Raw genomic sequence first — 22,704 nt, forward strand, 5'->3', positions numbered from 1 at the left:
TGGGCGCCGCTGGCGTCCGTTGGCCTTCGGTTGCCCGTGATTTTGCCTTTGCCCCGCCAGAAATGGTCCACCACATGCTGCTCACCCGAACTCGAACGAATATACGTAAGGCATCAATGAAAAACGCCGCGATCAAATGTTCGCGGCGTCGGACTTCATACGAATGACATTGGCGGCGCTGGCAGAGCCATCGAGCCAAAAGGACAAGTCTGAGTATTGCTTGAACAGATCCGGCGGCAGAATGGTTCGCCGGGCCTGTACCGCAATCTTGGGTCTGACCTTGTGCAGGCCGGTCACCCCGAGGGCTTGATCGAATTCCGGGGCGTCGTAAGCCAGATGTTCGAAGTCGTGCTCGAACCAAGGCTCGCCGATAAAGTCATAGACCAGCCGCAGCACCCGCTCCGGAGCCTGGGTCAGCAAGTCATAGTCGATGATCAGCAAGGAGTCGGCATGTTCGCCGTAATAGGCTTCCTTGAGCGCCGCCCAGGCAAAACCCACCAGGCGATTGCGCTGGGCCAGGGTTTCGCAACGGCTGTAGACGGTGTTGCGTTCGACGGCATCGCCGAAAAGCTTGGTGTTTTCATAGGGATTGGCGCGGTAAAGCCGCTCGATGCTGTCCATGATCCAGGCGACGTTGCGCACACAGGCAATCACCCTGGCCTTGGGAAACAGGTCGTTGATGGCCGGCAGCCGGGCGCTCCAAAGGCGGTTGGTGTCGAACACCACCGATTTGTCGGCTTTGTCGGCATAGAAGGAATCAAACAGGCCGTGCAAGAGGCGGCGGCGCATGTCGGTGTCGATCACCGCGCCGAACTCGCTGCCAGCGCTGCACTGCTCCAGAACACCGGAAAACAGGGAACCCACAGGGCTGGTCATTCCGGCATGGAAACGCGGGTTCTGCAACAGGATTGCAGAAAGCAGGGTCGAGCCCGAGCGCGGCAAACCGGAAATGAAATGAAAATGGTGCAAGTCCCTTCACCGTTTTTGATAGTCCTTTGTAGGACAAAGCGTAGTCGATCGATAACGCCTCGACTAGTGGTGTTTTGATATCAAATTGAAGCTAAACCGACTTGATACCAAGCTTTCCGCAACCAGTGGAGGACTTTAACGACGACAGCCTTGGGGAGCGCGTCCATCGGACAAACACCGCCTCGCCACAACTCCCAAAATCTACGTCTACGCTGTGGCGTGGCGTGACCAAGCCACGTAAAGGAACAGGAGTCGACACCCCCAGGTGTCTGGCAGCCGCGTGGCGCGCCAACCACCAACCTGAAGGATGAGGATTCATGGAAGTATTTATCGGCACTATCCAGCCTTTCGCCTTTAATTTCGCCCCCCAGAACTGGGCCCTTTGCAATGGCCAGACGTTAAGCATTTCGCAATGGAGTGCATTGTTCTCGCTGCTTGGCGTGAACTACGGCGGCAATGGCCAGACCACCTTCATGCTACCTGACCTGCAGGGTCGATTACCGATGGCCCAAGGCACCGGTGCCAATCTCAGCACGCGCACCATTGGCGAGATTTCCGGTACCGAAAACGTCACCGCGACCATCGGCAACATGCCCAACCACACCCACCAGATGTCCGGACTGACCGCCACCACTACCCTGCAACTGGCCAATCCCTCGAGCAATCCCGTAAACGTGCCAACGGCAACCAACTCCTTCATCGGCGCTTCGAGCGGCGGACCGGGGACGGCGAATATCTACTCCGATCAACAAGGGGCAACGGCGGTGGCGCTCCAGGGCGTAACCACCACCGTCACCGGAGAGATTGCCTCCACTGGCGGGACCCAGCCCATGAGCGTGATGAACCCGTTCCTGGTCATCAACTTCAGCATCGCCCTGCAAGGGTATTTTCCATCGCGCGGCTGAAGGTTCGCCGGGGGCCGCGCGCCCCCGGCACTGTTCACTTTTCGGAGCCTGATCATGTTGCAAGCGGTTCAAAGCCATCATTTCCAGCCCCTGCTGGGCCAGACCGTCGCCCTTCGTCTGCCCGACGGCAGCGAATTGCCGGTGCAGATCGAACACCTTGAGGACTCACCCCGCGCCCGCATGCGCAACAGTGAGCGCATGCCATTCAGCGTAGAGCTCAACAGCCTGGTCCCGACCGATTTTGTCGACGGGTTATGCATGCTGCAATTGCCGGAACTGGGCGAAGTGGAAAACATTTTCGTTTCCCGGGTACCGTCGATGGGACGTGATCCGCAGCGAGGCTACTTCTACATCGCCTTCAACTGACCCTTTTCTGGCTCGCAGTGCCTTCAGCCTTGCGGATACCACACCAGCCGTTGTGCCGCGACGTTGAATTCCTGCACTGCAAAGCCCAGGGCCAGGTAATGCCCAAGCGCATGAGGATTGCTGGCCCAGACCACCGTCGCCACCGGGCAACGAATCTGTTGGGCGGCTTTCTGCACCCCCTGCAGTACCGCCCGCCCATACCCCTGCCCCCGCGCCGCCGGGATAAAGGCCAGATACAGCACGCGGATCTCGTTCGCCCCGAAATCAGTGCTCAACGCGCCGATCGCAGTGCCAAGCTTCTCAACCACGTAATGCATGGCATTGGGGAAGTTTTCACCCAGACCTTGCTCCTGCACCTGGAACTGCTGGGCCACAACCTGCTCGACCACCTCCACGCTGTCGTCGATCCATTGCAGGTCCGGTCGGGCCGATTGATACAGGCGCTGCAAAAAAGGCCCGTCACTGGCGAGCGAAGGCCGTACCACCAAACCTTCGGCTGCCACAGCATTGTTGTTCGCCATCGTCGCTCTCCTTAAAAACCGCTTTCCCTGACCCCCAGCGCCGCCATGCGCCGCCAGGCGACCCCCAATAACGACTCGCCGCTGCCCTGCAACACTGCCACGCCACGCAATGGCTGCACCGGCGTCGGCGCCGGTTCGAGGGTCATCAACCGCGCACCGTACTGCGCCTGTACCGGCTCGGCCCGCTGAGACTGATCGCGGCGCACGGCAATCGGCCCGTGGTGATCGGAAGTCAGCGCCTCCTGATCGACAAACGCCGCACCATTGGTATCGATTTCGCTCAGTTGCACGGCAATCGCCGGGTGCATCGGATCGTCCGCGATAAACCGTCCGGTGGCGCCCGGTGCCACGCGCCAGAGCTCCGCCTCGGCCAGATAGCCGCGCAAGCGCACACCCCGCTCGACAACCCGGGCCAGCGGCTCCCGGGTCGACAGCCAGCGCCCCACCGCCCATTGCGGCAGCAGATCGCGCACGGTGCCGGCATGGGGGGCGCGCAATAGCAAACGCTCGCGCTGAGCCGCCAGCCCCCGGTATTCCGCGACCGCTTCGGCCAGGCGCTGCTCGACGATCCCGGCATCGGAAGCCGTTTCGCTGCGGCTGGCCTGACGACGCATCTGCAACTGCTGAATCTCGATCTCCCGGCGCGCGATGGTCTGGCGCGAATCGAGATCCGGGGACTCCAGTTCGATCAGGACATCGCCCTGCGCCACCGCCTGCCCGTCCTGCACATTCACCGCTTTGATCCGTGCCGCCACTGGCGCATGCAAGGTACTGACCCGGCCCGCTTCGAGCATGGCCGGCACCTCGACGGCACTGCGCCACGGCAGGATGAGCAGCAGCAACAGCCCGAACAACGCCAGGCTGCTGAGCAGCACCCGTGGCCCATGCGCCTGCTCGCGACGGCCCCACCACTGGCGCCATTCACTCATGATGGGCAGAAAGATGAACCACACCAGTTCCACCAGCATCAGGAAGATCCCCAACACCTTGAAGAACAGGTGGTAGACCGCCAGAGCGATCCCGAAAAACAATGCCGCGCGCCATAACCACGAGCCATACCCCCAGATCAGCAAACGCCGTTGCATTGTCGGCGACCAAGGCTCCGGCGCCGCGGCACCGTAACCGAACAAAAACTCGCGCAGGCGCCAGCGGCACAAGGCAAACGCCCGACCTTGCAGGTTATCGACCTGCCAGAAATCGCTGAGCAAAAAATAACCGTCAAAGCGCATGAACGGGTTGAGGTTGACCACCAACGTCGTAATCCACGTAGCACTGGCGAGCATGAACGCCGCGGTGCGAGCGGGCCCGTCGGGCAGTAACGACCACGCCAGCAAGGCCATGCACGCCAACAGCAACTCGGCCAGCACACCGCCCGCGCCAATCAGCAGCCGGGCCTTGCGATCATTGACCCGCCAGGCATCGCTGACATCGGTATAGAACATCGGCAGCAGCACCATGAACGCCACGCCCATGCTCTGTACCCGGCATCCGGCGCGCTTGGCCATGAACGCATGACCGAATTCGTGGCAGAGCTTGGCGAAGAACAGGGCCACACCAAACGCCAATGCACCGCCAAGGCTGAACAAATGCGGAAAGGTCGCGATAAACCGCTGCCAGTCCCGCGACACCAGAAACACCCCCAACCCCAGCACAGCTGGCAATCCGTAGCGCAGCGCCCGCGGGCCAAAGCGCTCCAGCCATGGCCAGGCACGGTTTAGAAAACGCTCGGGACGCCACAGCGGAATACGAAAAAACAGGTATTGATGCAGCAGCTGCTGCCACAGGCTCTGGCGCTGCGCAGCCGCTTTAAGGCTGTAACTGGCCCGCTGCTGGGGATCGAGGGCGGTAATCAGGTCGTGGCTGCGCAAGAACACCAGCAACTGCTCAAGATCCGCAGCGTCCAGTGCCAGTCCCGGCTCACGATTGGCCGCTTGCAGGACTTGCTCGGGCTCACCCAGCGACCAGTGGCGCAACAATCGCATGGCCGTGGTACCGAGCTTGAAGTAACGTCCCCGCACCGGGTCGGCCAGCGTCCAGCAGGGCGCACCGTCCAGTGCCGGCGCTGCCGGGGACAATTGCAGGTCGGCACGCAGACCAGGCAGGCTCACTTACAAGCCCACGCTCTGACGCAAACCGGCCAGCGGTCGACGCAGCAGGTACAACGCCAGCGGCGCCCGGTCACCGAAGATTTTCGCCGTGCCGCGCAAACCGATGCGCGGGGGTGCCGCGTCGAAATTCGCATCCAGGCGATAGGCCAACTGCCCGCCCGCCGTGGGCTGCGCTTCATAAGCCGAACGTTCGAGCCTGGCCAGATGCCGTTGCAGCGGGTCACTGTCGAGGAACAAGGCGACCTCGGCGCCGGGCTCCAGGGAAATTGCATCGCCCACGGCCAGTTCGATACGCAATTGCGCCTGCGCCGGATCGGCGATTTCCATCAGCCGTTCGCCCGTCTGCACGGGCTTGCCGGTCCAGCGGTCGGCATCGGCAAATACCGCAATGCCATCGCGCTCGGCGCGCACTTCGCTGCGCTTGAGCAGTTCACGGGCGTAGTCGCGCTCGGCGCGTTTCTGTTCGACCCGGGCGGCCAGCAAATCCAGTTTCGAGCTGGACTCGGCATCGGCGAACGAGCGCTGAGAGTTGGCCTTGAGTTCCGCCTCGGCAACCCCGAGGGCGCGTTCGGCGACATCGGCCTGAGCCTTGAGCGTGGTGCTTTCGAAGCGCAGCAGCAGATCGCCGGTCTTCACCGTCTGGTTGGGTTTGACCAGGAATTCGGCAATCACACCGTCCAGCGGTGCCGCCACCACCCGACCGCCCAGCGGCACCACTTCGGCCGGCGCCAAAACGGATTGGCGCACCGGGATCAACAGCCCGAGCACCAGCATTGCCACCAGCAATGCCTGGCGTTTGCGCGTCCAGCGCAGGCGCCATGGCTTGCGCGGTTGCAACGCCTGCCAGGCGTGGCTGTAGGTATCGCCCAGTTGCGACAGCAGTACTTGTTCGGCAGGGTTCCACGAAACATCCCGGGCCAGCCACAACCCGCCGAACACTTCGCCCTGGCGATCGATCAGCGGCAACCAGAACACCTGCGCAGCCGACAGGCTTTGCCATTCATCCTGCAGCGATTCGCTTAAGACATCAGCGGCAACCACCCGCGCCTGCTGCAACTGTTCGCGCTTGAACAACTGCGCCACCGCCTGCTCGACGAACGCTACAAAGGGTGAATTCGGCTCCACCACGCTGACACCGGTCACGGCCTGCACCTTCCCGGTGATCAACAGTGCCGCATGGCGAAAGCCAAACAGCGCCTGGCCATCATTGACCAGGCTGTAGGCCAATTGGGCGGGTGTTTGGGCTGCGCGGGTCTGGCGCTCCAGATCAAGAAAACGTGCGAACACCTGCTCGGCACCGCCGCTCACCGGCGCGTTCACTTGAACTCCGCGAAATGCGCCGTGCCGCTCATGCCCGCCAGCAACCCGCTGGCATCGGGCACGCTGGCCACCAGCAGCAAGGTCTGACTGCCTTCATCGATTCGCGCGCCCAGGCGCTTGACCGTCGCGTCCAACGGCGTGCCGGTTTCATCGGGAACAAAACTGAAGGTCTGCCCGGGCTTGAGTCGGGCCATCCAGCGCGAGGGCACCAGCAAATGGATTTCCAGGGTGCGATTATCGACTACGTCCAGCAATGGCGCGCCGGCAGGAACGCTTTCATAGCGCTGTACCTTGCGCTCGACGACCTGGCCATCGAACGGCGCCAGCACGCTGCAACGCTTGACCTGCACTTGATACACCTGGGACTGCGCCTGGGTTTCGCTGACCTTGGCCTCGGCACGTGCTACTTCGAAACGCCCGACCGAATTCAGCGCGGCCAGTTGCCGGTTGTGCGCCAGTTCTTCACCTGCGCCACGGCTGGCCGCTTGAGCGGCATTGAGCTGCGCCTGATAGGCCGAGCAATCGAACCGCGCCAGGGTATCGCCCTTCTTGAACGATTCCCCCTCGCTGAACGGCAACTCGACAATCCGCCCGGGCACCTCACTGGCCAGTACGGCCTGATCCCGGGCCCGCAATACACCGCGGGCCTCGGCGCTGGTCGCAGCACTGGCGCCTGCGTCCATTTGCGCAAGCGGGTCGTCTGCCCCAGGCGTTTGCGCCTGGACAGCGCTCGCGACGAGGACCGATCCCAACCCCAACACACAGAAAATCCGCATGACCGCACTCCCTTTCGGATCAACGGAGTCTACGACAGCGGTGACTAGCGTCAAGCAGATGGCCATCATTACCTGTGTATTAGCGCTGCGCCGTCTCGCTCAACGGATACACCGACTCCCAACCTCCACCCAACGCCTTGTACAACCCGACGGCCGCCAGTGACACGCCGGTCGAGCTCTCGACCCACTGCTCCTGCGTGGCCAGCAACGCCCCTTGCACCGTGAGTACGGTGACGAAATCCACCACGCCCTCCACGTACTGCTGTTGCGCGGTGTCCAGCGCAATTCGGTTCTGGCGTACGGCTTCGGCCAGACTGTCGCGGCGCAGCTGGCTGGCGTTGTAGGTGGTCAGTTGGTCATCGATTTCATGCCAGGCACGCAACACGGTTTGCTGATAGACGATAGCGGCTTCCTGTTGTTGTGCTTCGCGCAACTCGAGCACGCCACGCAAGCGGCCGCCGTCGAACAACGGCAAAGAGAATTGCGGGCCGATACCGAACGAACGCGAACCCCAGGAGCCGAAATCGCTCAGTTGCATGGCCTGGGAACCGATGTTCCCCGACAGGGTGATGCGCGGATAGAAATCGCCCTTGGCCACGCCAATGCTGGCCGTGGCGGCATGTAGCCGTGCTTCGGCCTGGCGAATGTCCGGTCGGCGTTCAGCCAGTTGTGAGGGCAAGCCAATGGCGACCTGACGCGGCGTCTGGGGCACCGGTGCGTCTGTGGATAACTCCGCCGCCAATGCCTGGGGCGGTTCACCCATCAACAGGCTCAAGGCATTGATCAGTTGCCACTGGCGCTGCTCCAGTGCGGGCAGGCGCGATTCGATGGCCGCCACTTGTGCGGCGGCTTCGGCGACATCCAGGTCCGTCGCGACGCCGTCGGCCAGGCGCAGTTGCGAAAGCTTCAGGCTATGACGGGCGACGTCGAGGTTCTGCTCGGTGACGAGCCGGGTGTTCTGCACACCGCGCAATTGAATGTAGTCCTGGGCGGTTTCGGCCAGCACCGACAGCAGCACACCACGCCGATCGTTCTCGGCGACCTCCAAAGTGGCGTCGGCCGCTTCGGTTTCCCGACGCACGCGGCCCCAGAAGTCCAGCTCCCAGGAAGCGGAAAAGCCGGCATTCCACAGGTTGAAGGCGGATTGGCCGTTGTGTCCTGACGGGTCGTTCAAGCCTTCACCGCTGTTGCGATTGCGCCCGTAACTGCCACTGACGGCCGTGTTGGGGTAGCGGTTGGCAGTGATGACCTGGCGCACCGCACGACTTTGCTGCAGACGGCTCCCGGCCAGCTTCAGGTCGAGGTTGTCGGTCAGGGCGCGCTGGCTCAAGGCCGAGAGTTTCGGGTCGTGGAACACCTCCCACCAGCGCTCGGCCATTGTTTCGGCGATGGCCTGGCTGGTGGCTGCCTTTGATGGTTTTGCCCATTCGGCGATCTGCTGTGCATCAGGCTTCTGGAAGTCCGGGCCGACGGTGCAGGCTGACAGGCTCAGCACAAGCAAGGCAGAAAAAATCTTCATCGCTGAACAACCTCTTTCGCCTTGGCGGTGGCCGTATCAATACTCGCCTCCACCGACATCCCCACCCGCAAGCGCTCGGCCAGCGACTGTCCCGGCTCCAGCACGATCTTCACCGGTATGCGCTGCACCACCTTGGTGAAGTTGCCGGTGGCGTTGTCCGGTTTGATTGCAGCGAACGTCACCCCGGTGGCCGGTGCAATGCTTTCGACACGACCGTTGAGTGCCGCACCGCCCAGGCTGTCAACGCGCACTTGCACAGCCTGCCCCGGTTGCACATCGGTCAGTTGGGTCTCCTGGAAATTGGCCATCACATAAGCCTGCGCCAGCGGCACCACCGCGAGGATTTTGCTGCCCGGAGTGACGTAGGCACCGACCCGCACCGCGCGTTCGCCGACCATGCCGTCCTGTGGCGCGACGATCCTCGTATAAGACAACTCGTAGCTGGCCATTTCCAGCTTCGCTTGCGCCCGTTTCAACCCTCCTTCGGCGGCATCGCGCTGGGCCGTGAGGATCTCCACCTGCTTGCGTTCCGCCGCCAGTACCGCCGTGGCATTGGCCTGCCGCGCGGAGGCCTGGTCGATGCGAGTTTGGGCTTGTTGTGCGTTTTGCACCGTGCCGGCGCCCACCCCGGCGAGGTGGTTGTAGCGGTTCAATTCATGCTCGGCAAACGCCATTTCCGCCTTGGCCGAAACCACCGAGGATTGCGCCTGGGCAATCACCGACGCCTGGCGTTCGAGGGTCGCCCGGGCGTTTTGCAGTTGCGCCCTGGCCACCAGTGTTTCGGCATCGGCGGCCTCGGCGGCTGCGCGCAGATCCCGGTCATCGATCAGTGCCAGTAGCTGCCCGGCCTTGACCTGCTGGTTGTCCTCCACCAGCACCTGCTTGATAAACCCGGCAACGCGCGGCACGACCAGGGTGAAATCCGCCGAGACATAAGCATCGTTGGTGTTCTGCCGGGTACGCTTGCCGAACAGGCCGGGCATCGCCAGGTACAGCAACACACCGACGGCCAACGTGACGACCACGGCAACCGCGACTTTCTGCTTTGCTTGAGTGTTCATAAAAACCTTCTGTATCAGTGGAGCATTCAGGTCGGTGCGCGCGGCGGATAGATCCGCGTCGGCAGCCAGAAAATCAGCAGGATCAAGGTCACGGCGCTACCGGCCATGCACAGGTAAAGATCAGAGGAAGTGAGCACCACCGCTTGCTCATGCAGACGATGAGCGAGACCTGCGCTGTCTTGTTCGGCCATTGGCGAGTTGCCGAGGCGATCGACCAGCATGGTCGAGTGAAAATGCAGTCGTGCCGTGGTCAACGCCTCGATCACCCCGGTGGCGATGACCGCCGACAGGCCTTTGACGGTGTTGAACCAGGCCGATGCGAACGGCCCTTGCATCGGGTTGATGCTGCCGGTGGACAGCATCAGCAGCGGCAATACCGCCATGGGCTGACCGAAAATCTGCAGCCATTGCAGCACGTAGAAATCGTCGCGAATCCACACGGATGTCAATTGCGAGCCGCCGACGCACGACAGCGCCAGCATGCTCAGGCCGATGCCCAACACCCAGCGGCAATCGACCCAGCGAAAGTTGCACAGCGCCGCCACCAACGGCAGCGCAACCAATTGCGGCAGCGCCGCCAGCAGCATGATCGGCGCGGTCTGCACCGGGCGATAACCCTGGACCTGCGCCAGGTAGCCGGACGGAATGATGATCACCGCCTGCAACACCACCAGCACGCCCGCCAGGGTCAGCAGGGCGAAGGACAGGTTGCGGATACCGAGCATCTGCATCTTGAAAAACGGAATTGGCTGCGACCACTCGCCGGTCAAAAACAGCACCAGCAGCAACAGCCCGCCGCCGAGCAATCCGCAGATCAGGCTGGACTCGAACCAGTCCAGGCGGTTGCCCTGCAGGATGCCGATCACCAGCATGCAGATGGCGGGAAAACCCAGCAGCACACCGCGCCAGTTGAAGGATTTGAAGCGCTCCAGACGCAGCGGGTCCTGAGGCAAGCCGTACGCCACTGCGGCCATGGCAATCAGGCACGGCGCGATGATTTGCCAGAAGGTCCATTGCCAGCCGACATACTCGGTCCACAACCCGGCCAACGGCGTGCCCAGACCCGGACCGAACGTTGCCGTCAGGGCATAACCGGCCAGGCCATACAACTTCACGTTGGCGGGCAGAAACCGCAGGGCCACGGTCATCAGCATGGGTGGCAATGCACCGCCCGCCAAGCCTTGCAAAGTGCGCAGCAACAACAGGCTTTCGTAATTCGGGGCGAAGGGGCACAACACGCCCAACAGGGTGAACAGGCCGATGGCCCACAGGGTGAAGCGCCGCAATGAGAACGTCACCGCACACCACGGCGCGAACGCCATGGCCGCCACCGACGTCGCGGCGTAACAGGCCACCAGCCAGGTGCCTTCGTCGTAGCCGATGGCCAACGCACCACGGATATCGGCCAGGGCGACTTTGGTCACCATCTCGTTCAGGCCAGACACCAGCACCGCCAGCAATACGCCCACCAGGCCGATGATGATTCGCGGGCCAAAGACAGGTGGAGCGGCTGCCGCGCTGGCCGCAGCAACAGGTGCCGTGACCGTAAGGGAAGTCATGTACTGCAAGCTCCGGCGTGGAAGGACCGAAGCATTTTAGGAAGCGTAATGCCTGACGAAAATCAACTTATTGGCAGGTTATAAGTGCGCTGGACGCAACGATACAAACCCTTGTGGGAGCGGGCTTGCTCGCGAAGGCGTTGGGTCAGCCAGTATCAATGTTGAATGATGAACCGCATTCGCGAGCAAGCCCGCTCCCACAGGGGTTCAGCGGTGACTTTCAGGCTGCGCAGCCAACCACGTTTCATCGCAGCAGGCTTTCAGCGTTTCACGCAGCCAGCGGTGCGCCGGGTCCTTGTCGAAGCGCGGGTGCCAGGCCTGGGTCAGCATCAGGGTCGGCAGCGGGATCGGCAGGTCGAACGAGCGCAGCTTCAGCCCGAGCCGCCGCACACTCAGCAGCGCCTCTTTGGGCACCGGCAGGATCAGGTCGGAATCGGGCAAGGCGAACATCGCCGCATGGAAGCTCGGCGCGATTACCGCCACCCGTCGCTCCAGCCCCAAGGCATTGAGCGCGGTATCGATCGGACCCCGGGCAATGCCACGCCGGGACATGCTGATATGCGAGAACCCCGCGTAACGCTCCGCCGTGATTTCATCGTCCAGCAACGGATGATCCTCGCGCACCAGACCAACGAAGTGGGTGGAAAACAGGTTCTGGACCTTCACTTCCGGCGTCAGCGGCCGGGTGTTACTGATGCTCAAGTCGATCCGCCCTTCGCGCAACGCCTCATCATCGCCATCGCCTTCCGGGACGAAGCGTAATTCGCAGTGCGGCGCCTGCCGGTCGAGGGTGTCGAACAGCTTGCCGCCGTAGACGCCGACAAAGAAGTCGTTGGCCCGAATACTGAACCGCCGCCGCAGCGAACTCAGTTCCACAGCATCGGCCGAACGAAACAGCAGCCCGGCCTGCTCCACCACACTGCGCACCTGCTCGCGCAATTCCAGCGCCTTGGGGGTAGGTACCAGGCCACGGCCGGCGCGCACCAGGATCGGATCGCCAATGGCCTCGCGGATGCGCGTCAATGTCCGGCTCATCGCCGCCGGGCTCAGGTTCATCCGCCGCGCGGCGCCCACCACACTGCCCTCGTCGAGCAAGGCGTCGAGGGCGACCAACAGGTTCATGTCCGGGAGTTGCATTGTGAGCACTCGTGCCTGATCTTTATTGAGTCAGGTGCAATGCTAGCAAACTCAACTCAGCCATTGCGCAAGCGGACTTCACACAAACAGTCAGTCAACGTTGCATCCCCCAGCGTTTCACCGTCACCCGCTCCAACGAATCAAACACCAGGTTCTCCACCAGCAACCCAATCAGAATCACCACCGCCAAGCCGGCAAACACCTTGTCCGTGTACAGTTCATTGCGATTCTGAAAGATGTACCACCCCAGCCCGCCCTTCCCACTGCTTGCACCAAACACCAGCTCAGCAGCAATCAACGTGCGCCAGGCAAACGCCCAGCCGATCTTCAGGCCGGCAAGGATCGACGGCAATGCTGCCGGGATCAGGATGAACAGCACAAAGCGCATGCCCTTGAGGCCGTAGTTACGCCCGGCCATACGCAGGGTTTCCGAGACGCCGAGGAAGCCGGCGTAGGTGTTCAGCGCCAGTGCCCAGAGCACCGAATGCACCAGCACGAAAATCAGGCTGTTCTGGCCCAGTCCAAACCACAGTAGCGCCAACGGCAGCAGGGCGATGGCTGGCAAGGGGTTGAACATCGAGGTCAGGGTACTGAGCAAATCGCGACCGAATTGCGTCGACACCGCCAGCGTGGTCAGGGCAAACGCCAGGGCGATGCCGATCAGATAGCCCTTGAGCAACACCACCAGGGAAATCCACACCTTGCCCAGCAATTCACCGCTGAGCAGGCCGTCGTACAAGGCGTGTGCGGTTTGCACAAAACTCGGCAGTAGCAGGTCGTTGTTTTGATACCGGGCAACAGCTTCCCACAGCACGGCGAGCAAAATCAGGATCAGGCTTTTACGCAACCAGCCCTGTTGCCACAGGCGTTGGCCCAGGGGTAATTCCCGCTCCAGCGGCACGCTGGTCAGTGGCTGCAAAACCGTTTCGAACTCTTCACGCGGGGATGATAAATGGCTCATCGGGCCCTCCTCTCAACTGGCTCAATAAGCGATGCGGATGTCGGCGAAATCCAGTTCATGTTCGGCTTGCAGTGATTGACCTTCGTCGAACAACAGCCGGTGAATACGTCGCGCCGACTCCTGAAACGCCACACCGCCGAGGCTGTGCAAATCGTATTGGTGGCTGTGGACTTCCGCCCTCACCCGGCCCGGATGGGGTGACAGCAACAGAATGCGATTGCCCACCACCTGCGCCTCTTCGATAGAGTGCGTGACGAACAGAAGCGTGAACCGTACTTCCTCCCAGAGCAGCAGCAATTCTTCCTGCATCTTGCGCCGGGTCAGGGCATCGAGCGCGGCAAAGGGTTCGTCCATCAACAGGATTTTCGGCTGCATCGCCAGCGCCCGAGCGATGGCGACCCGAGCCTTCATCCCACCTGACAGGGTGTGTGGATAAGCCTCGGCAAACGCCGCCAGGCCGACCTTTTCCAGATAGTGCAGCGCTCGCTCTTCGGCCTCCCTGCGCTTGAGGGTTTTCGAGGCCAGAAGCGGAAACATCACGTTCTGTTTGACGGTTTTCCATGGCGGCAGTTGATCGAACTCCTGGAACACCACGATCCGGTCCGGCCCCGGCGCATCGACGCGCCGGCCTTGCAGACGGATCTCGCCTTCCACTGGCTGGATGAAGCCGGCGACGGCCTTGAGCAACGTCGACTTGCCGCAGCCGGACGGCCCGAGCAGGACAAAGCGGTCCGCCGGATCGATCTCGAAACTGACTTGATGGGTCGCCCGCACCACCCTCTGTGGCGTGCGGTACTCGAGGCTGACGTTATCGACCGACAGCAGCGCCTGGGCTGCCGCGATCGGATTGCTGACCGTGTGGCCTTGCAAGGGGGCGTTCATTTCGGTCAGCTCCCTTGCAGCGGCTTGGCGTCCTGGAAGAAGTAATCCTTCCACGAGTCCGGTTTGTTTTTGATCGCACCGACGCGGTAGAGGAACTCCGCCAGCGGGTAGGTGTTTTTCGGCGTGACGCTGAATTCGAACTGCGGGTTGTCGATGATCTTCAGCAACGCGGCGCGGTCGATCTTGGCCTTGGTCACGCGGATGTAAGTGTCCGCCGCTGCGCCTTTGTCGTTCTGGGCAAACGTGGCCGCTTCGGTCAGCGCATCAATGAATGCCTTGTAGGTTTTCGGGTTCTCATTGCGGAATTTCTCGGTGGCGAACAGCACCGTCGGCGAGTTCGGACCGAGCAGGTCATAGGTGTTCAGCACCACGTGCACATTGGGATTGGCCAGTTCCTGATCCTGGAACGGCGGGTTGGAAAAGTGTCCGCTCAACTCGGTGCCGCCGGCCAACAGCGCAGCCGTGGCATCAGGATGTGGAACGGCGATGGTGTACTTGTCGAGGCGATTGAAGTCCTTGTCACCCCACTGTTTGGCCGCCGCGTATTGCAGGAAGCGCGACTGCACCGACACGCCCACCGCCGGCACCGCGATACGGTCCTTCTCGGTGAAGTCGGCGATGGTTTTGACCTTGGGGTTATTGCTCACCAGGTAGTACGGAAAGTTACCCAGGGAAGCCACGGCCTTGACGTTCTGCTTGCCGTGGGTGCGATCCCAGATGGTCAGCAGCGGGCCGACACCGGCGCCGGCAATGTCGATCGAGCCCGACAGCAACGCATCGTTGACCGCCGCGCCGCCGGAGAGCTGGGTCCAGTCGACCTTGATGTCGATCCCTTCCTGCTTGCCGTACTTCTCGATCAGGTTCTGATCGCGCACCACATTGAGCAGCAGGTAAACGATGCCGAACTGCTCGGCAATGCGGATTTCACCTTCGGCGTGGGCGACGGTCGGCGCCACCAGGCTGCCGGCGATCAGGCTGAAACCCAGGCCGATGGCCGCGGCCAGCGGTGCGAATGGAAGACGTTTGGACATGATCAAATCTCCGACAAGTCAGAAAGGCGCGTCGCCCTGGATAGTGGTGCGATACAGCTTGCGGCGCAGATGGCTGGGGCATCCGGCGGCGAGATGGATCAGTGAACGGTTGTCCCAGAACACCAGGTCATGGGGCTGCCATTGATGGCGGTAGATGTTTTGCGGCAGCACGCTGTGGGCATAGAGCTCGGTCAGCAGTTGCCGGCTCTCGTCTTCCGGCAGGCCAACGATGCGGGTGGTGAACCCTTCGCTGACGAACAACGCCTTGCGGCCGTTTTCCGGGTGGGTACGCACGACCGGGTGGACGACTTCGGCGACCTGGGCGAGCTGCTCAGGTGTCAGGGTAGGGCGCCAGTTGCCTTCGAATTTGGTCTCGCTGTAACGCGCCGTGTAGGAGTGCGCCGCCGAGCGGCCTTCCACCGCTTTGCGCAACGCGAGCGGCAGGCTGTCCCAGGCTTTGTGCATGTCGGCGAACAATGTGTCACCGCCTTCTGACGGCAGCTCCTGGGCATGCAGCATCGAGCCCAGGCTCGGCAGTTCCTTATAGGAAAGATCGGAGTGCCAGAACTTCCCGGCATCGCCGAGGCCGATGTTCTGGCCGTTTTCGACGATGTTGGAAACGATGAGGATTTCCGGATGCCCTGCCAGCAGGAACTGTTTGAGCACATGGATCTGCAACACGCCAAAACGGCGGCTGAAATCGATCTGTTGCTCAGGGGTTATGCGCTGGTCGCGGAACACCACCACGTGATGATCCAGGTGGGCGCGGTGAATGCGGGAAAAATCGTCATCATTGATCGGACGGGACAGGTCGAGACCGATGATCTCGGCGCCCACCGCTCCGCTGAACGGGCGGATTTCAAAGAACTGTGGCGCGATGCTTGGCGAAGCTGAAGCAGCAGACATAAATCACTCCCACGCACGGCACGCTCAAAGGCGCGCGCGTCGATCAGAAACTCACGGAGGTCCCGTGTTGGTTCGTGTCGTGCGGCGCGCCGATTGGTCGGCAGGTACGCAGAAGATTGACTTTATAGATATAAGAATTGAAATTTAAATACCGTTAACGAATAACGATATGGCGATTGCTAAGGGACTGCGTGAATTGCGGAGTGACGTTTTTTGTCACTTACTGACAGGGTTGTGGTGTTTTGACTGGCCCCATCGCGGGCAAGCCCGGCTCCCACAAGGTTCGTTGTTGAAACACGATCATGTGTTTGACACAAAACCTGTGGGAGCCGGGCTTGCCCGCGATGGGGCCAGTGAATCCACTGAAGATCTAGAGATCTAGCGCTCGTGCAGCGCCTCGGCCCGCGCGCGGATGATCGGCTTGAGCAGGTAGCTCAGTACGGTCTTCTTGCCGGTGATGATGTCCACGGAAGCCACCATCCCCGGAATAATCAGCAACGGTTTTTCATCGGTGCCCAAGTGGCTGCGGTCGGTGCGCAGCTTGATGATGTAGTAGGTGGTCTTCTTGTCTTCGTCGGTGATGGTGTCGGCACCGATCTGCTCGAGCTTGGCTTTCAACCCGCCGTAGATGGTGTAGTCGTAGGCGGTGAATTTCACCGTCGCTTCCTGTCCCGGATGCAGGAATGCGATGTCCTGGGGGCGGATCTTCGCCTCGACCAGCAAGGTGTCGTCCAGTGGCACGATTTCCACCAGGTCGCTGCCTGGCTGGATAACCCCGCCGATGGTATTGACCAGCAACTTGTTGACGATACCCCGCACTGGCGAAGTGACCAGCGTCCGACTGACCCGGTCTTCCAGGGCCTTGCCGGTGGCCTGGGCCTTGTTCAGGTCGGTGCGTGCTTCGTTGAGTTGGGTCAGGGCTTCGCTGCGGAACTTGCCACGGGTTTCATCGACCTTGCGCTGCACTTCCTTGATTGCCGATTCGGCACGCGGAATGGCCAGGGTGGTGGCGTCGAGCTGACCACGGGTCTCCGCTTCGGCACGCCTGAGGCGCAGGACTTCCACCGGCGATACCGCGCCCTGGGCCACCAACGGCTCGGACATGCTGATTTCCTGACGCTGGAAGCCCAATTGCTGGCGATACTGCGCCTGCTTGGAAGTGAATTCGCGCAGCTCTTGCTGGCGCTGGATCAGCTGCTCCTGCAAGCCGCCAATCTCATCGTGCAACTGCTGGCGACGACTTATATAGAGCGACTCTTCACTCTTGGCCTGACCCGGTACGGCCTTGAGCACATCCTCGGGGAAGTTCAGCGGGCGATCATCGACCTCGGCGCTCAGGCGTTCGACCCGCAGCAGCATCGACAACCGATCGGCCTCGGTTTCACCGACGTTCGAAGCAAATCGCGTGTCGTCCAGGCGAATCAGCGGTGCGCCGGCTTCGACGATCTGGCCTTCCTTGACGAACAGCTCGGCAACGATACCGCCTTCAAGGTTCTGGATTTTCTGGATCTTCGACGACGGAATCGCCTTGCCGTCGCCCTTGGTCACTTCGTCGATCACCGCGAAATTGGCCCAGAGCATCAGGAACACGAAGAACGCGATGATCGCCCAGATCGTCAGTCGCACCACCCGTGGCGCATCCTCGATCAGCGCCTTGTTGACCTCCGGCAGCGGCTGGCCCTGAAGTGAAGCGGAGCCTTTGAAGTAGCGAAGGATCGAATCCTTACCCGACTTAAGCAACACTGATCTGCCCCTTCTTCAACGCTTCCATCACCGCGGCTTTCGGGCCGTCGGCGAGTATCTGGCCACGGTCGACCACGATCAGCCGATCCACCAGCGATAACAACGATGCCCGGTGCGTTACCAGCACCATGGTCTTGTTTTCGATCACCGCCGCCAGGCGCTGCTTGAGGCGCTCTTCGCCGGTGTTGTCCATTGCGCTGGTCGGCTCGTCGAGCAGCAGGATCGGCGGGTTGAGCAACAATGCACGGGCCAGGGCGACGTTTTGCCGTTGGCCACCGGAGAGGTTCTGCCCGCGCTCGCCGACTTGCAGTTCATAACCCTGCGGATGCAGGCGCGCATACTCGTGGACGCCGGCCAGTTCCGCGGCTTGCAGCACCAGTTCGTCCTCGACATACCGCGCGCCGGAAACCAGGTTGTCGCGCAAGGTGCCGGCGAGCAACTGGATGTCCTGGGGCACATAGCCGATGTTGTAGCGCAGTTCGCTGACGTCGATCTGGCGGATATCCACACCGTCGACCAACAGCGCGCCGTCATCCGGCTGGTACAACCCCACCAGCAATTTCGCCAGCGAGCTCTTGCCAGAGCCGCTTCGACCAATGATGCCGACCTTCTCGCCGGGACCGATCGACAGGTTGATGTTCTTCAGCGCCAGGTTCTGCTGTTGCGGGTAGGTGAAGTTGAGCTGGCGGCACTCAATACCGCCCTGCAGCACCTTGCGGCTGAGCGGACGCTCTTCGAAATTGCGCTCTTGGGGCAGCTCCATCATCTGGTCGACCGAGGTCATGGTCACCCGCGCCTGTTGATAACGAGTCAACAGCCCGGACAGTGACGCCAGCGGGCTGAGCGCACGGCCACTGAGCATGTAGCAGGCAATCAGGCCGCCCATGCTCAGGTGGCCGTCGATGATCTGGTACACACCGAAGACGATCATGATCACCCCGGCCAGTTGCTGGATCAGCAAGGTGATGTTCATCGCCAGGCCGGAGAGCATTTTCACCCGCAACTCAAGACGACTGAGGGTGCCGATGGTCTGCTCCCACTGATACTGGCGTTCGCTTTCGGCGTTGTTGACCTTCACCGCATCCAGGCCGGCCAGGGTTTCGATCAGGCTCGACTGACGCTCGGCCCCCAGCGCCATGGTCCGCTCCATGGTCGCCACCAGCGGTTTCTGCAAGGCATAGCCGATGGCCAGGGCAATCGGGAATGCCAGTACCGGTATCCACACCAGATGCCCGCCGAGGATCGCGATGACGATGAAAATCAGGATGGTGAACGGCAGGTCAATCAGGCTGGTCAGTGTCAGCGAGGCGAGGAAGTCCCGCAGGCTCTGGAACTCATGGATGTTCTGGGCAAAGCTGCCAACCCGCGCCGGCCGGTACTTCATGGCCATGCCGACGATGCGCTCGAACAGCGTGGCCGAGATGATCAGGTCGGTTTTCTTGCCGGCCAGATCCAGGCACAGGCTACGCAGGCTTTTCAAAATCAGGTCGAAGAGGTAAGCGCCCGTGATACCGAGCGCCAACACCCAGAGCGTCGCTTCGGCCTGGTTCGGCACAACGCGGTCGTAGACGTTCATCACGAACAACGGCGCGGCCATGGCAATGATGTTGATCAGAAAACTGGCGGCAATGGCGTCGGCGTACAACCAGCGCGAACGCTTGAGGGTGTCGCGGAACCACGAGCGCGCACGCGGAATCAGCGTGCCGTGGTTGACGTCGAATTTGTGCTGGGGCTGGGCAAAAAAGACCTTGCCGGTGTAATCGTCGGCCAGCAGCTCACGGCTGACCAGGGACTCGCCGCCATCGCTTTCGCTGAGCAGCACCCGTACCTGATCTTCGCCTTGCCAGCCGAGCAGGACGGCACTGCGACCGTCCTTGAGTAGCAACAATGCCGGCATGGCAATCGCCGGAATGTCCTCCAGCTTGCGCTGCAGCACCCGACCTTGCAGCCCCGCGCGAGCAGCCGCACGCGGCAGCAACTCGACACTCAGGCGCTGCTCGGGCAGTGGCAGGCCGGTGGTCAGCATTGCCGCGCTGGCGGGTTTCTGGTGCAGCATGCAAAGAGCGAGCAGACCATCCAGCAACGGATCGTCATGCAACGCGCGCGGATCATGAATGAGTTGAACCCGACTGACTTCTGATTCCACGCTCGGCACTCTTGGCTAACAATTGAACAATGAAGGTCCTGCTCAATTCATACCGGGCAATTGGACCTTGGGCTTCAAGTCGTTCTGCACAACGGATGCCAATGGTGCGACCACTCCCTGGCTCTTGAGCAACTCGCCCATGGTCGCCTTGATTCTGTACTGAGTAAATAGCTGAATGTTCTTGATCTCCACCAGACGGCGCGAAGAGGTGAACAGTTCGTTCTCACTGTCGAGCAAATCGAGCAGGGAGCGCTCGCCGAGGGTGAACTGACGCTGGTAAGCGGTACGCACCGCGGTGCTGTGATCGACGTATTGCTGGGCGATCGGCACCTGCGCGTTGGCATTGTTCAGGGCGTTCCAGGCCAGGCCCAGCTCTTCATTCAATTGGCGCAGGGCATTGTTGCGGATATCCAGCGCCTGGTTCGACAGGTAGGACTTGGATTCCAGATCGGCCTTGTTGCTGCCACCGGAATACAGATTGAAGCGCATGCGCAGCATGGCTTGCCATTCGTTATTGTGGCCGTTCTGACCATCAATGTCGTTGTCCGCGGAGCGACCCAACTCAGCATCGAAGCGCGGGTAGAACGTCGACTTGGCCGTGTCGTACTGCTTCTCGGCAGCGGCGATATCGGATTCGGCCGAGCGCAGGATCGGGCTGTTTTCCAGCATCTGCGCACGGGCCTCATTCAGGTTGGCCGGCATCAGCGCCAGGAAACTCGCCGGGCGCTCCAGTTGATCCGGCATCTGGCCGACAGCGGAGAGATAGTTGGTTTCGGCGTCAGCCAGGTTGGTCTGTTCGGTGATCAGGTTGTTGCGCGCCTGGGCCATCCGCGCCTCGGCCTGATCGAGGTCGGCGCCACTGCCGACGCCACGCTGGGTGCGTAGCTGGATCTGGTCGTAAATACGTTGGTGGCTCTTGAGATTTTCCTCGGCCAGACGCACGAATTCGCGGCGGGTCAGTACGTCGAGATAGACCTGGGCCACAGTCAGCCCGGTGCGCTCGGAGGTACTCAGCAGCGAGTAGGCGCGGGAGTTGACGGTGGCTTGTTGACGCCCGACTTCGCTGGACGTCGCAAAACCGTCAAAGACCATCTGGGTCAGTCGCAAACTTGATTCACTGCGATTCAGGGTTTCGAAGTGATTGTTGCCGTCATCTCGCGTCGTCACGCTATCGGTGCCTTCACGACCATAACCGCCCAGCAGGTCGACCCGTGGCAAGTACCCGCCTTTCGCCGCCTTCAACTGATAATCAGCAGCCAACCGGCTGTTGACGCCTGCCTGGACTTCCGGATGGACATCCAGCGCTTGTTGCATGGCTTCTGGTAAGGATTGCGCCTGGACGAAAGACGCGGCGAGGGCGAAAGGTACTGCCATGAACAAAGGCGAACGCATTGTAGGAATTTCCCAGGACTTCTTGTCTTGAATCACGGCTGAACAGCGTGCCGTGTCGGAAGATGGCGAGCGGAATGACCGTATGTCGGAAAGCTCAAAAACGGAACTGGATCACATACCGAGGACAGGTCACAGCTCAAATATCAATGTGACATTACTGGGACGATTGTTTAGGATGGGACTCAGAAGGTCAATAGTTTGGCATAAAGTTAATAGCGAAAAATTATAGCCAAATTATTGACGATTTGATGCGTCAAACTTGTGCATCTATTTTGCAATGTACGTCCAGACTGGTCGGCGCAGACGCCATCAGGTCCATGGAAGCCAACTGAACGTGACACCCCGGAGAGTCTTCAATGAGCAGTGTTGTTGCCAACGTCAAAAGCATTGTCGGTCAGGTTTTCGTGGTGTCCCCAGAGGGCATCCGCCGCGTTCTCGTTGAAGGCGACAAGCTGTTTGCCGGCGACCAGATCGACACCGGCCTTTCCGGTGCCGTGTCTCTGGAACTGGCCGATGGCCGCACCCTCGATCTGGGCCGTGACACCCAGTGGAGCGCTGACACCCCGGACTCCGGCACTGACCTGGCAGCCGCCGCCGCGCAGGCCGCGCCGTCCGTTGAAGAGCTGCAACAAGCCATTGTCGCCGGTGCCGACCCCACCAAAGACCTTGAAGCTACTGCTGCGGGTCCGACGGCGTCGGGTTCTGGCGGTGCCGTCGGTGGCGGTCACAGCTTCGTGATGCTTGACGCTACGGCTGGCCGCGTCGACCCGACCATCGGTTTCCCGACCGCGGGTATCAACTCTGTCGCGCAAACCACCCTGGAAACCCCGGCTGGCCAGACCACCAACGTCAACACCAACACCAACGCCAATACCCCGAGTGAATCCGTCCTCAGCCTCAGTGCCACGCCGACCATCACCGAGGCCGGAGGCGTGCTGGTGTACACCGCAACCCTGACCCAGGCACCGCTGAGCGACCTGACTGTCACCTTGTCCAACGGCGCCGTGATCGTGATTCCCGCGGGCTCGACCACCGGCACCGTCAACGTGCCACTGGCTGCGAACGACACTGTCTATAACGACGCAACCCAGATCGAAGTAACCGTCACCGGCACCAGCGGCGGAAACGGCATCACAGTGACGCCGCCGACTACCCCGGCCGTAACCCAGATCACCGATACCGTCGACACCACCACCGTCACCCTGACGGCCGGCAATACCGTCACCGAAGGCGGCCAGATCACCTACACCGCCACCCTGAGCAACCCGGCCGGCACGCCGATGACCGTGACCTTGAGCAACGGCTCGGTCATCACCATCGAAGCAGGCCAGACCAGCGGCAGCGTCAACGTGCCGACTGCGGCCAACGACGTGTATGTCAATGGCAGCACCGTCAGCACCAC

Annotated in this window: 19 protein-coding genes; 3 read left to right on the forward strand and 16 right to left on the reverse strand. The window is 61.5% G+C overall.

Annotated features, from left to right (window positions below; translation table 11 throughout):
- Positions 1 to 132: 132 nt before the first annotated feature.
- The gene (locus AC07W4_RS09520) at positions 133 to 969 is read right to left on the reverse strand and encodes a sulfotransferase family protein (RefSeq protein WP_495032257.1); all 837 of its coding nucleotides are present in this window, start codon (positions 967 to 969) and stop codon (positions 133 to 135) included.
- Positions 970 to 1,286: 317 nt separating this feature from the next.
- On the opposite strand from AC07W4_RS09520, the gene AC07W4_RS09525 reads away from it, so the two are divergent.
- Both AC07W4_RS09525 and AC07W4_RS09530 read left to right on the forward strand, forming a co-directional pair.
- The gene (locus AC07W4_RS09525) at positions 1,287 to 1,874 is read left to right on the forward strand and encodes a phage tail protein (RefSeq protein WP_495032258.1); all 588 of its coding nucleotides are present in this window, start codon (positions 1,287 to 1,289) and stop codon (positions 1,872 to 1,874) included.
- 54 nt (positions 1,875 to 1,928) lie between these two features.
- Positions 1,929 to 2,240, forward strand: a complete 312-nt coding sequence (locus AC07W4_RS09530; protein ID WP_008049431.1) for a DUF6916 family protein — start codon at positions 1,929 to 1,931, stop codon at positions 2,238 to 2,240.
- Positions 2,241 to 2,263: 23 nt separating this feature from the next.
- Here the strand turns inward: AC07W4_RS09530 and AC07W4_RS09535 are convergent, their stop codons facing one another.
- From AC07W4_RS09535 to AC07W4_RS09605, 15 genes are all read right to left on the reverse strand, one after another.
- Complete coding sequence (locus AC07W4_RS09535) at positions 2,264 to 2,761, reverse strand: GNAT family N-acetyltransferase (protein WP_495032259.1); 498 nt, start codon at positions 2,759 to 2,761, stop codon at positions 2,264 to 2,266.
- Between the two features lie 11 nt (positions 2,762 to 2,772).
- Positions 2,773 to 4,869, reverse strand: coding sequence for an efflux RND transporter periplasmic adaptor subunit (locus AC07W4_RS09540; protein ID WP_495032260.1), 2,097 nt, complete (start codon positions 4,867 to 4,869; stop codon positions 2,773 to 2,775).
- On the reverse strand, positions 4,870 to 6,189 hold the full coding sequence (locus AC07W4_RS09545; RefSeq protein WP_495032261.1) for an efflux RND transporter periplasmic adaptor subunit: 1,320 nt from the start codon (positions 6,187 to 6,189) through the stop codon (positions 4,870 to 4,872).
- Complete coding sequence (locus AC07W4_RS09550) at positions 6,186 to 6,965, reverse strand: efflux RND transporter periplasmic adaptor subunit (RefSeq protein WP_008049423.1); 780 nt, start codon at positions 6,963 to 6,965, stop codon at positions 6,186 to 6,188. The genes AC07W4_RS09545 and AC07W4_RS09550 overlap by 4 nt, the downstream gene beginning before the upstream one ends.
- A 79-nt stretch (positions 6,966 to 7,044) precedes the next feature.
- Positions 7,045 to 8,484: an efflux transporter outer membrane subunit gene (locus tag AC07W4_RS09555; RefSeq protein ID WP_495032262.1), complete on the reverse strand. Its 1,440-nt coding sequence runs from the start codon at positions 8,482 to 8,484 to the stop codon at positions 7,045 to 7,047.
- Positions 8,481 to 9,545 carry an HlyD family secretion protein gene (locus tag AC07W4_RS09560; RefSeq protein WP_495032263.1) on the reverse strand — a complete coding sequence of 355 codons (1,065 nt, stop codon included), beginning with the start codon at positions 9,543 to 9,545 and terminating at the stop codon, positions 8,481 to 8,483. The genes AC07W4_RS09555 and AC07W4_RS09560 overlap by 4 nt, the downstream gene beginning before the upstream one ends.
- A 26-nt stretch (positions 9,546 to 9,571) precedes the next feature.
- Positions 9,572 to 11,104, reverse strand: coding sequence for an MFS transporter (locus AC07W4_RS09565; RefSeq protein ID WP_495032264.1), 1,533 nt, complete (start codon positions 11,102 to 11,104; stop codon positions 9,572 to 9,574).
- A gap of 207 nt (positions 11,105 to 11,311) precedes the next feature.
- Entirely contained in the window at positions 11,312 to 12,241 is a 930-nt protein-coding gene (locus AC07W4_RS09570) for a LysR family transcriptional regulator (RefSeq protein ID WP_008049414.1), read from the reverse strand.
- A 94-nt stretch (positions 12,242 to 12,335) separates the two neighbouring features.
- Positions 12,336 to 13,202 (reverse strand): ABC transporter permease, encoded by an 867-nt coding sequence (locus tag AC07W4_RS09575; protein WP_008049413.1) that lies wholly within the window; start codon positions 13,200 to 13,202, stop codon positions 12,336 to 12,338.
- Between the two features lie 21 nt (positions 13,203 to 13,223).
- On the reverse strand, positions 13,224 to 14,084 hold the full coding sequence (locus tag AC07W4_RS09580) for an ABC transporter ATP-binding protein (protein ID WP_495032265.1): 861 nt from the start codon (positions 14,082 to 14,084) through the stop codon (positions 13,224 to 13,226).
- Positions 14,085 to 14,089: 5 nt separating this feature from the next.
- Complete coding sequence (locus tag AC07W4_RS09585) at positions 14,090 to 15,115, reverse strand: ABC transporter substrate-binding protein (RefSeq protein ID WP_008049411.1); 1,026 nt, start codon at positions 15,113 to 15,115, stop codon at positions 14,090 to 14,092.
- Positions 15,116 to 15,133: 18 nt separating this feature from the next.
- Complete coding sequence (locus AC07W4_RS09590) at positions 15,134 to 16,021, reverse strand: TauD/TfdA dioxygenase family protein (protein ID WP_495032266.1); 888 nt, start codon at positions 16,019 to 16,021, stop codon at positions 15,134 to 15,136.
- 378 nt (positions 16,022 to 16,399) lie between these two features.
- Positions 16,400 to 17,764 (reverse strand): HlyD family type I secretion periplasmic adaptor subunit, encoded by a 1,365-nt coding sequence (locus tag AC07W4_RS09595; RefSeq protein WP_495032267.1) that lies wholly within the window; start codon positions 17,762 to 17,764, stop codon positions 16,400 to 16,402.
- Positions 17,754 to 19,910: a type I secretion system permease/ATPase gene (locus tag AC07W4_RS09600; protein ID WP_495032268.1), complete on the reverse strand. Its 2,157-nt coding sequence runs from the start codon at positions 19,908 to 19,910 to the stop codon at positions 17,754 to 17,756. Before AC07W4_RS09600 ends, AC07W4_RS09595 begins: the two co-directional genes overlap by 11 nt.
- A 42-nt stretch (positions 19,911 to 19,952) precedes the next feature.
- Positions 19,953 to 21,302 carry a TolC family outer membrane protein gene (locus tag AC07W4_RS09605; protein WP_495032269.1) on the reverse strand — a complete coding sequence of 450 codons (1,350 nt, stop codon included), beginning with the start codon at positions 21,300 to 21,302 and terminating at the stop codon, positions 19,953 to 19,955.
- Between the two features lie 356 nt (positions 21,303 to 21,658).
- On the opposite strand from AC07W4_RS09605, the gene AC07W4_RS09610 reads away from it, so the two are divergent.
- On the forward strand, positions 21,659 to 22,704 hold a 1,046-nt coding region (locus AC07W4_RS09610; RefSeq protein ID WP_495032270.1), incomplete at its 3' end, for a retention module-containing protein.

Source organism: Pseudomonas sp. GW821-FHT02A08 (genome assembly GCF_059422045.1).

Excerpts from the sequence above, each read along its gene's own strand:
- AC07W4_RS09605 (WP_495032269.1), bottom strand. The coding sequence starts at position 21,302 with ATGCGTTCGCCTTTGTTCATGGCAGTACCTTTCGCCCTCGCCGCGTCT.
- AC07W4_RS09570 (WP_008049414.1), bottom strand. The coding sequence starts at position 12,241 with ATGCAACTCCCGGACATGAACCTGTTGGTCGCCCTCGACGCCTTGCTC.
- AC07W4_RS09530 (WP_008049431.1), top strand. The coding sequence starts at position 1,929 with ATGTTGCAAGCGGTTCAAAGCCATCATTTCCAGCCCCTGCTGGGCCAG.
- AC07W4_RS09580 (WP_495032265.1), bottom strand. The coding sequence starts at position 14,084 with ATGAACGCCCCCTTGCAAGGCCACACGGTCAGCAATCCGATCGCGGCA.
- AC07W4_RS09585 (WP_008049411.1), bottom strand. The coding sequence starts at position 15,115 with ATGTCCAAACGTCTTCCATTCGCACCGCTGGCCGCGGCCATCGGCCTG.
- AC07W4_RS09565 (WP_495032264.1), bottom strand. The coding sequence starts at position 11,104 with ATGACTTCCCTTACGGTCACGGCACCTGTTGCTGCGGCCAGCGCGGCA.
- AC07W4_RS09590 (WP_495032266.1), bottom strand. The coding sequence starts at position 16,021 with ATGTCTGCTGCTTCAGCTTCGCCAAGCATCGCGCCACAGTTCTTTGAA.
- AC07W4_RS09560 (WP_495032263.1), bottom strand. The coding sequence starts at position 9,545 with ATGAACACTCAAGCAAAGCAGAAAGTCGCGGTTGCCGTGGTCGTCACG.
- AC07W4_RS09525 (WP_495032258.1), top strand. The coding sequence starts at position 1,287 with ATGGAAGTATTTATCGGCACTATCCAGCCTTTCGCCTTTAATTTCGCC.
- AC07W4_RS09555 (WP_495032262.1), bottom strand. The coding sequence starts at position 8,484 with ATGAAGATTTTTTCTGCCTTGCTTGTGCTGAGCCTGTCAGCCTGCACC.
- AC07W4_RS09550 (WP_008049423.1), bottom strand. The coding sequence starts at position 6,965 with ATGCGGATTTTCTGTGTGTTGGGGTTGGGATCGGTCCTCGTCGCGAGC.
- AC07W4_RS09575 (WP_008049413.1), bottom strand. The coding sequence starts at position 13,202 with ATGAGCCATTTATCATCCCCGCGTGAAGAGTTCGAAACGGTTTTGCAG.
- AC07W4_RS09535 (WP_495032259.1), bottom strand. The coding sequence starts at position 2,761 with ATGGCGAACAACAATGCTGTGGCAGCCGAAGGTTTGGTGGTACGGCCT.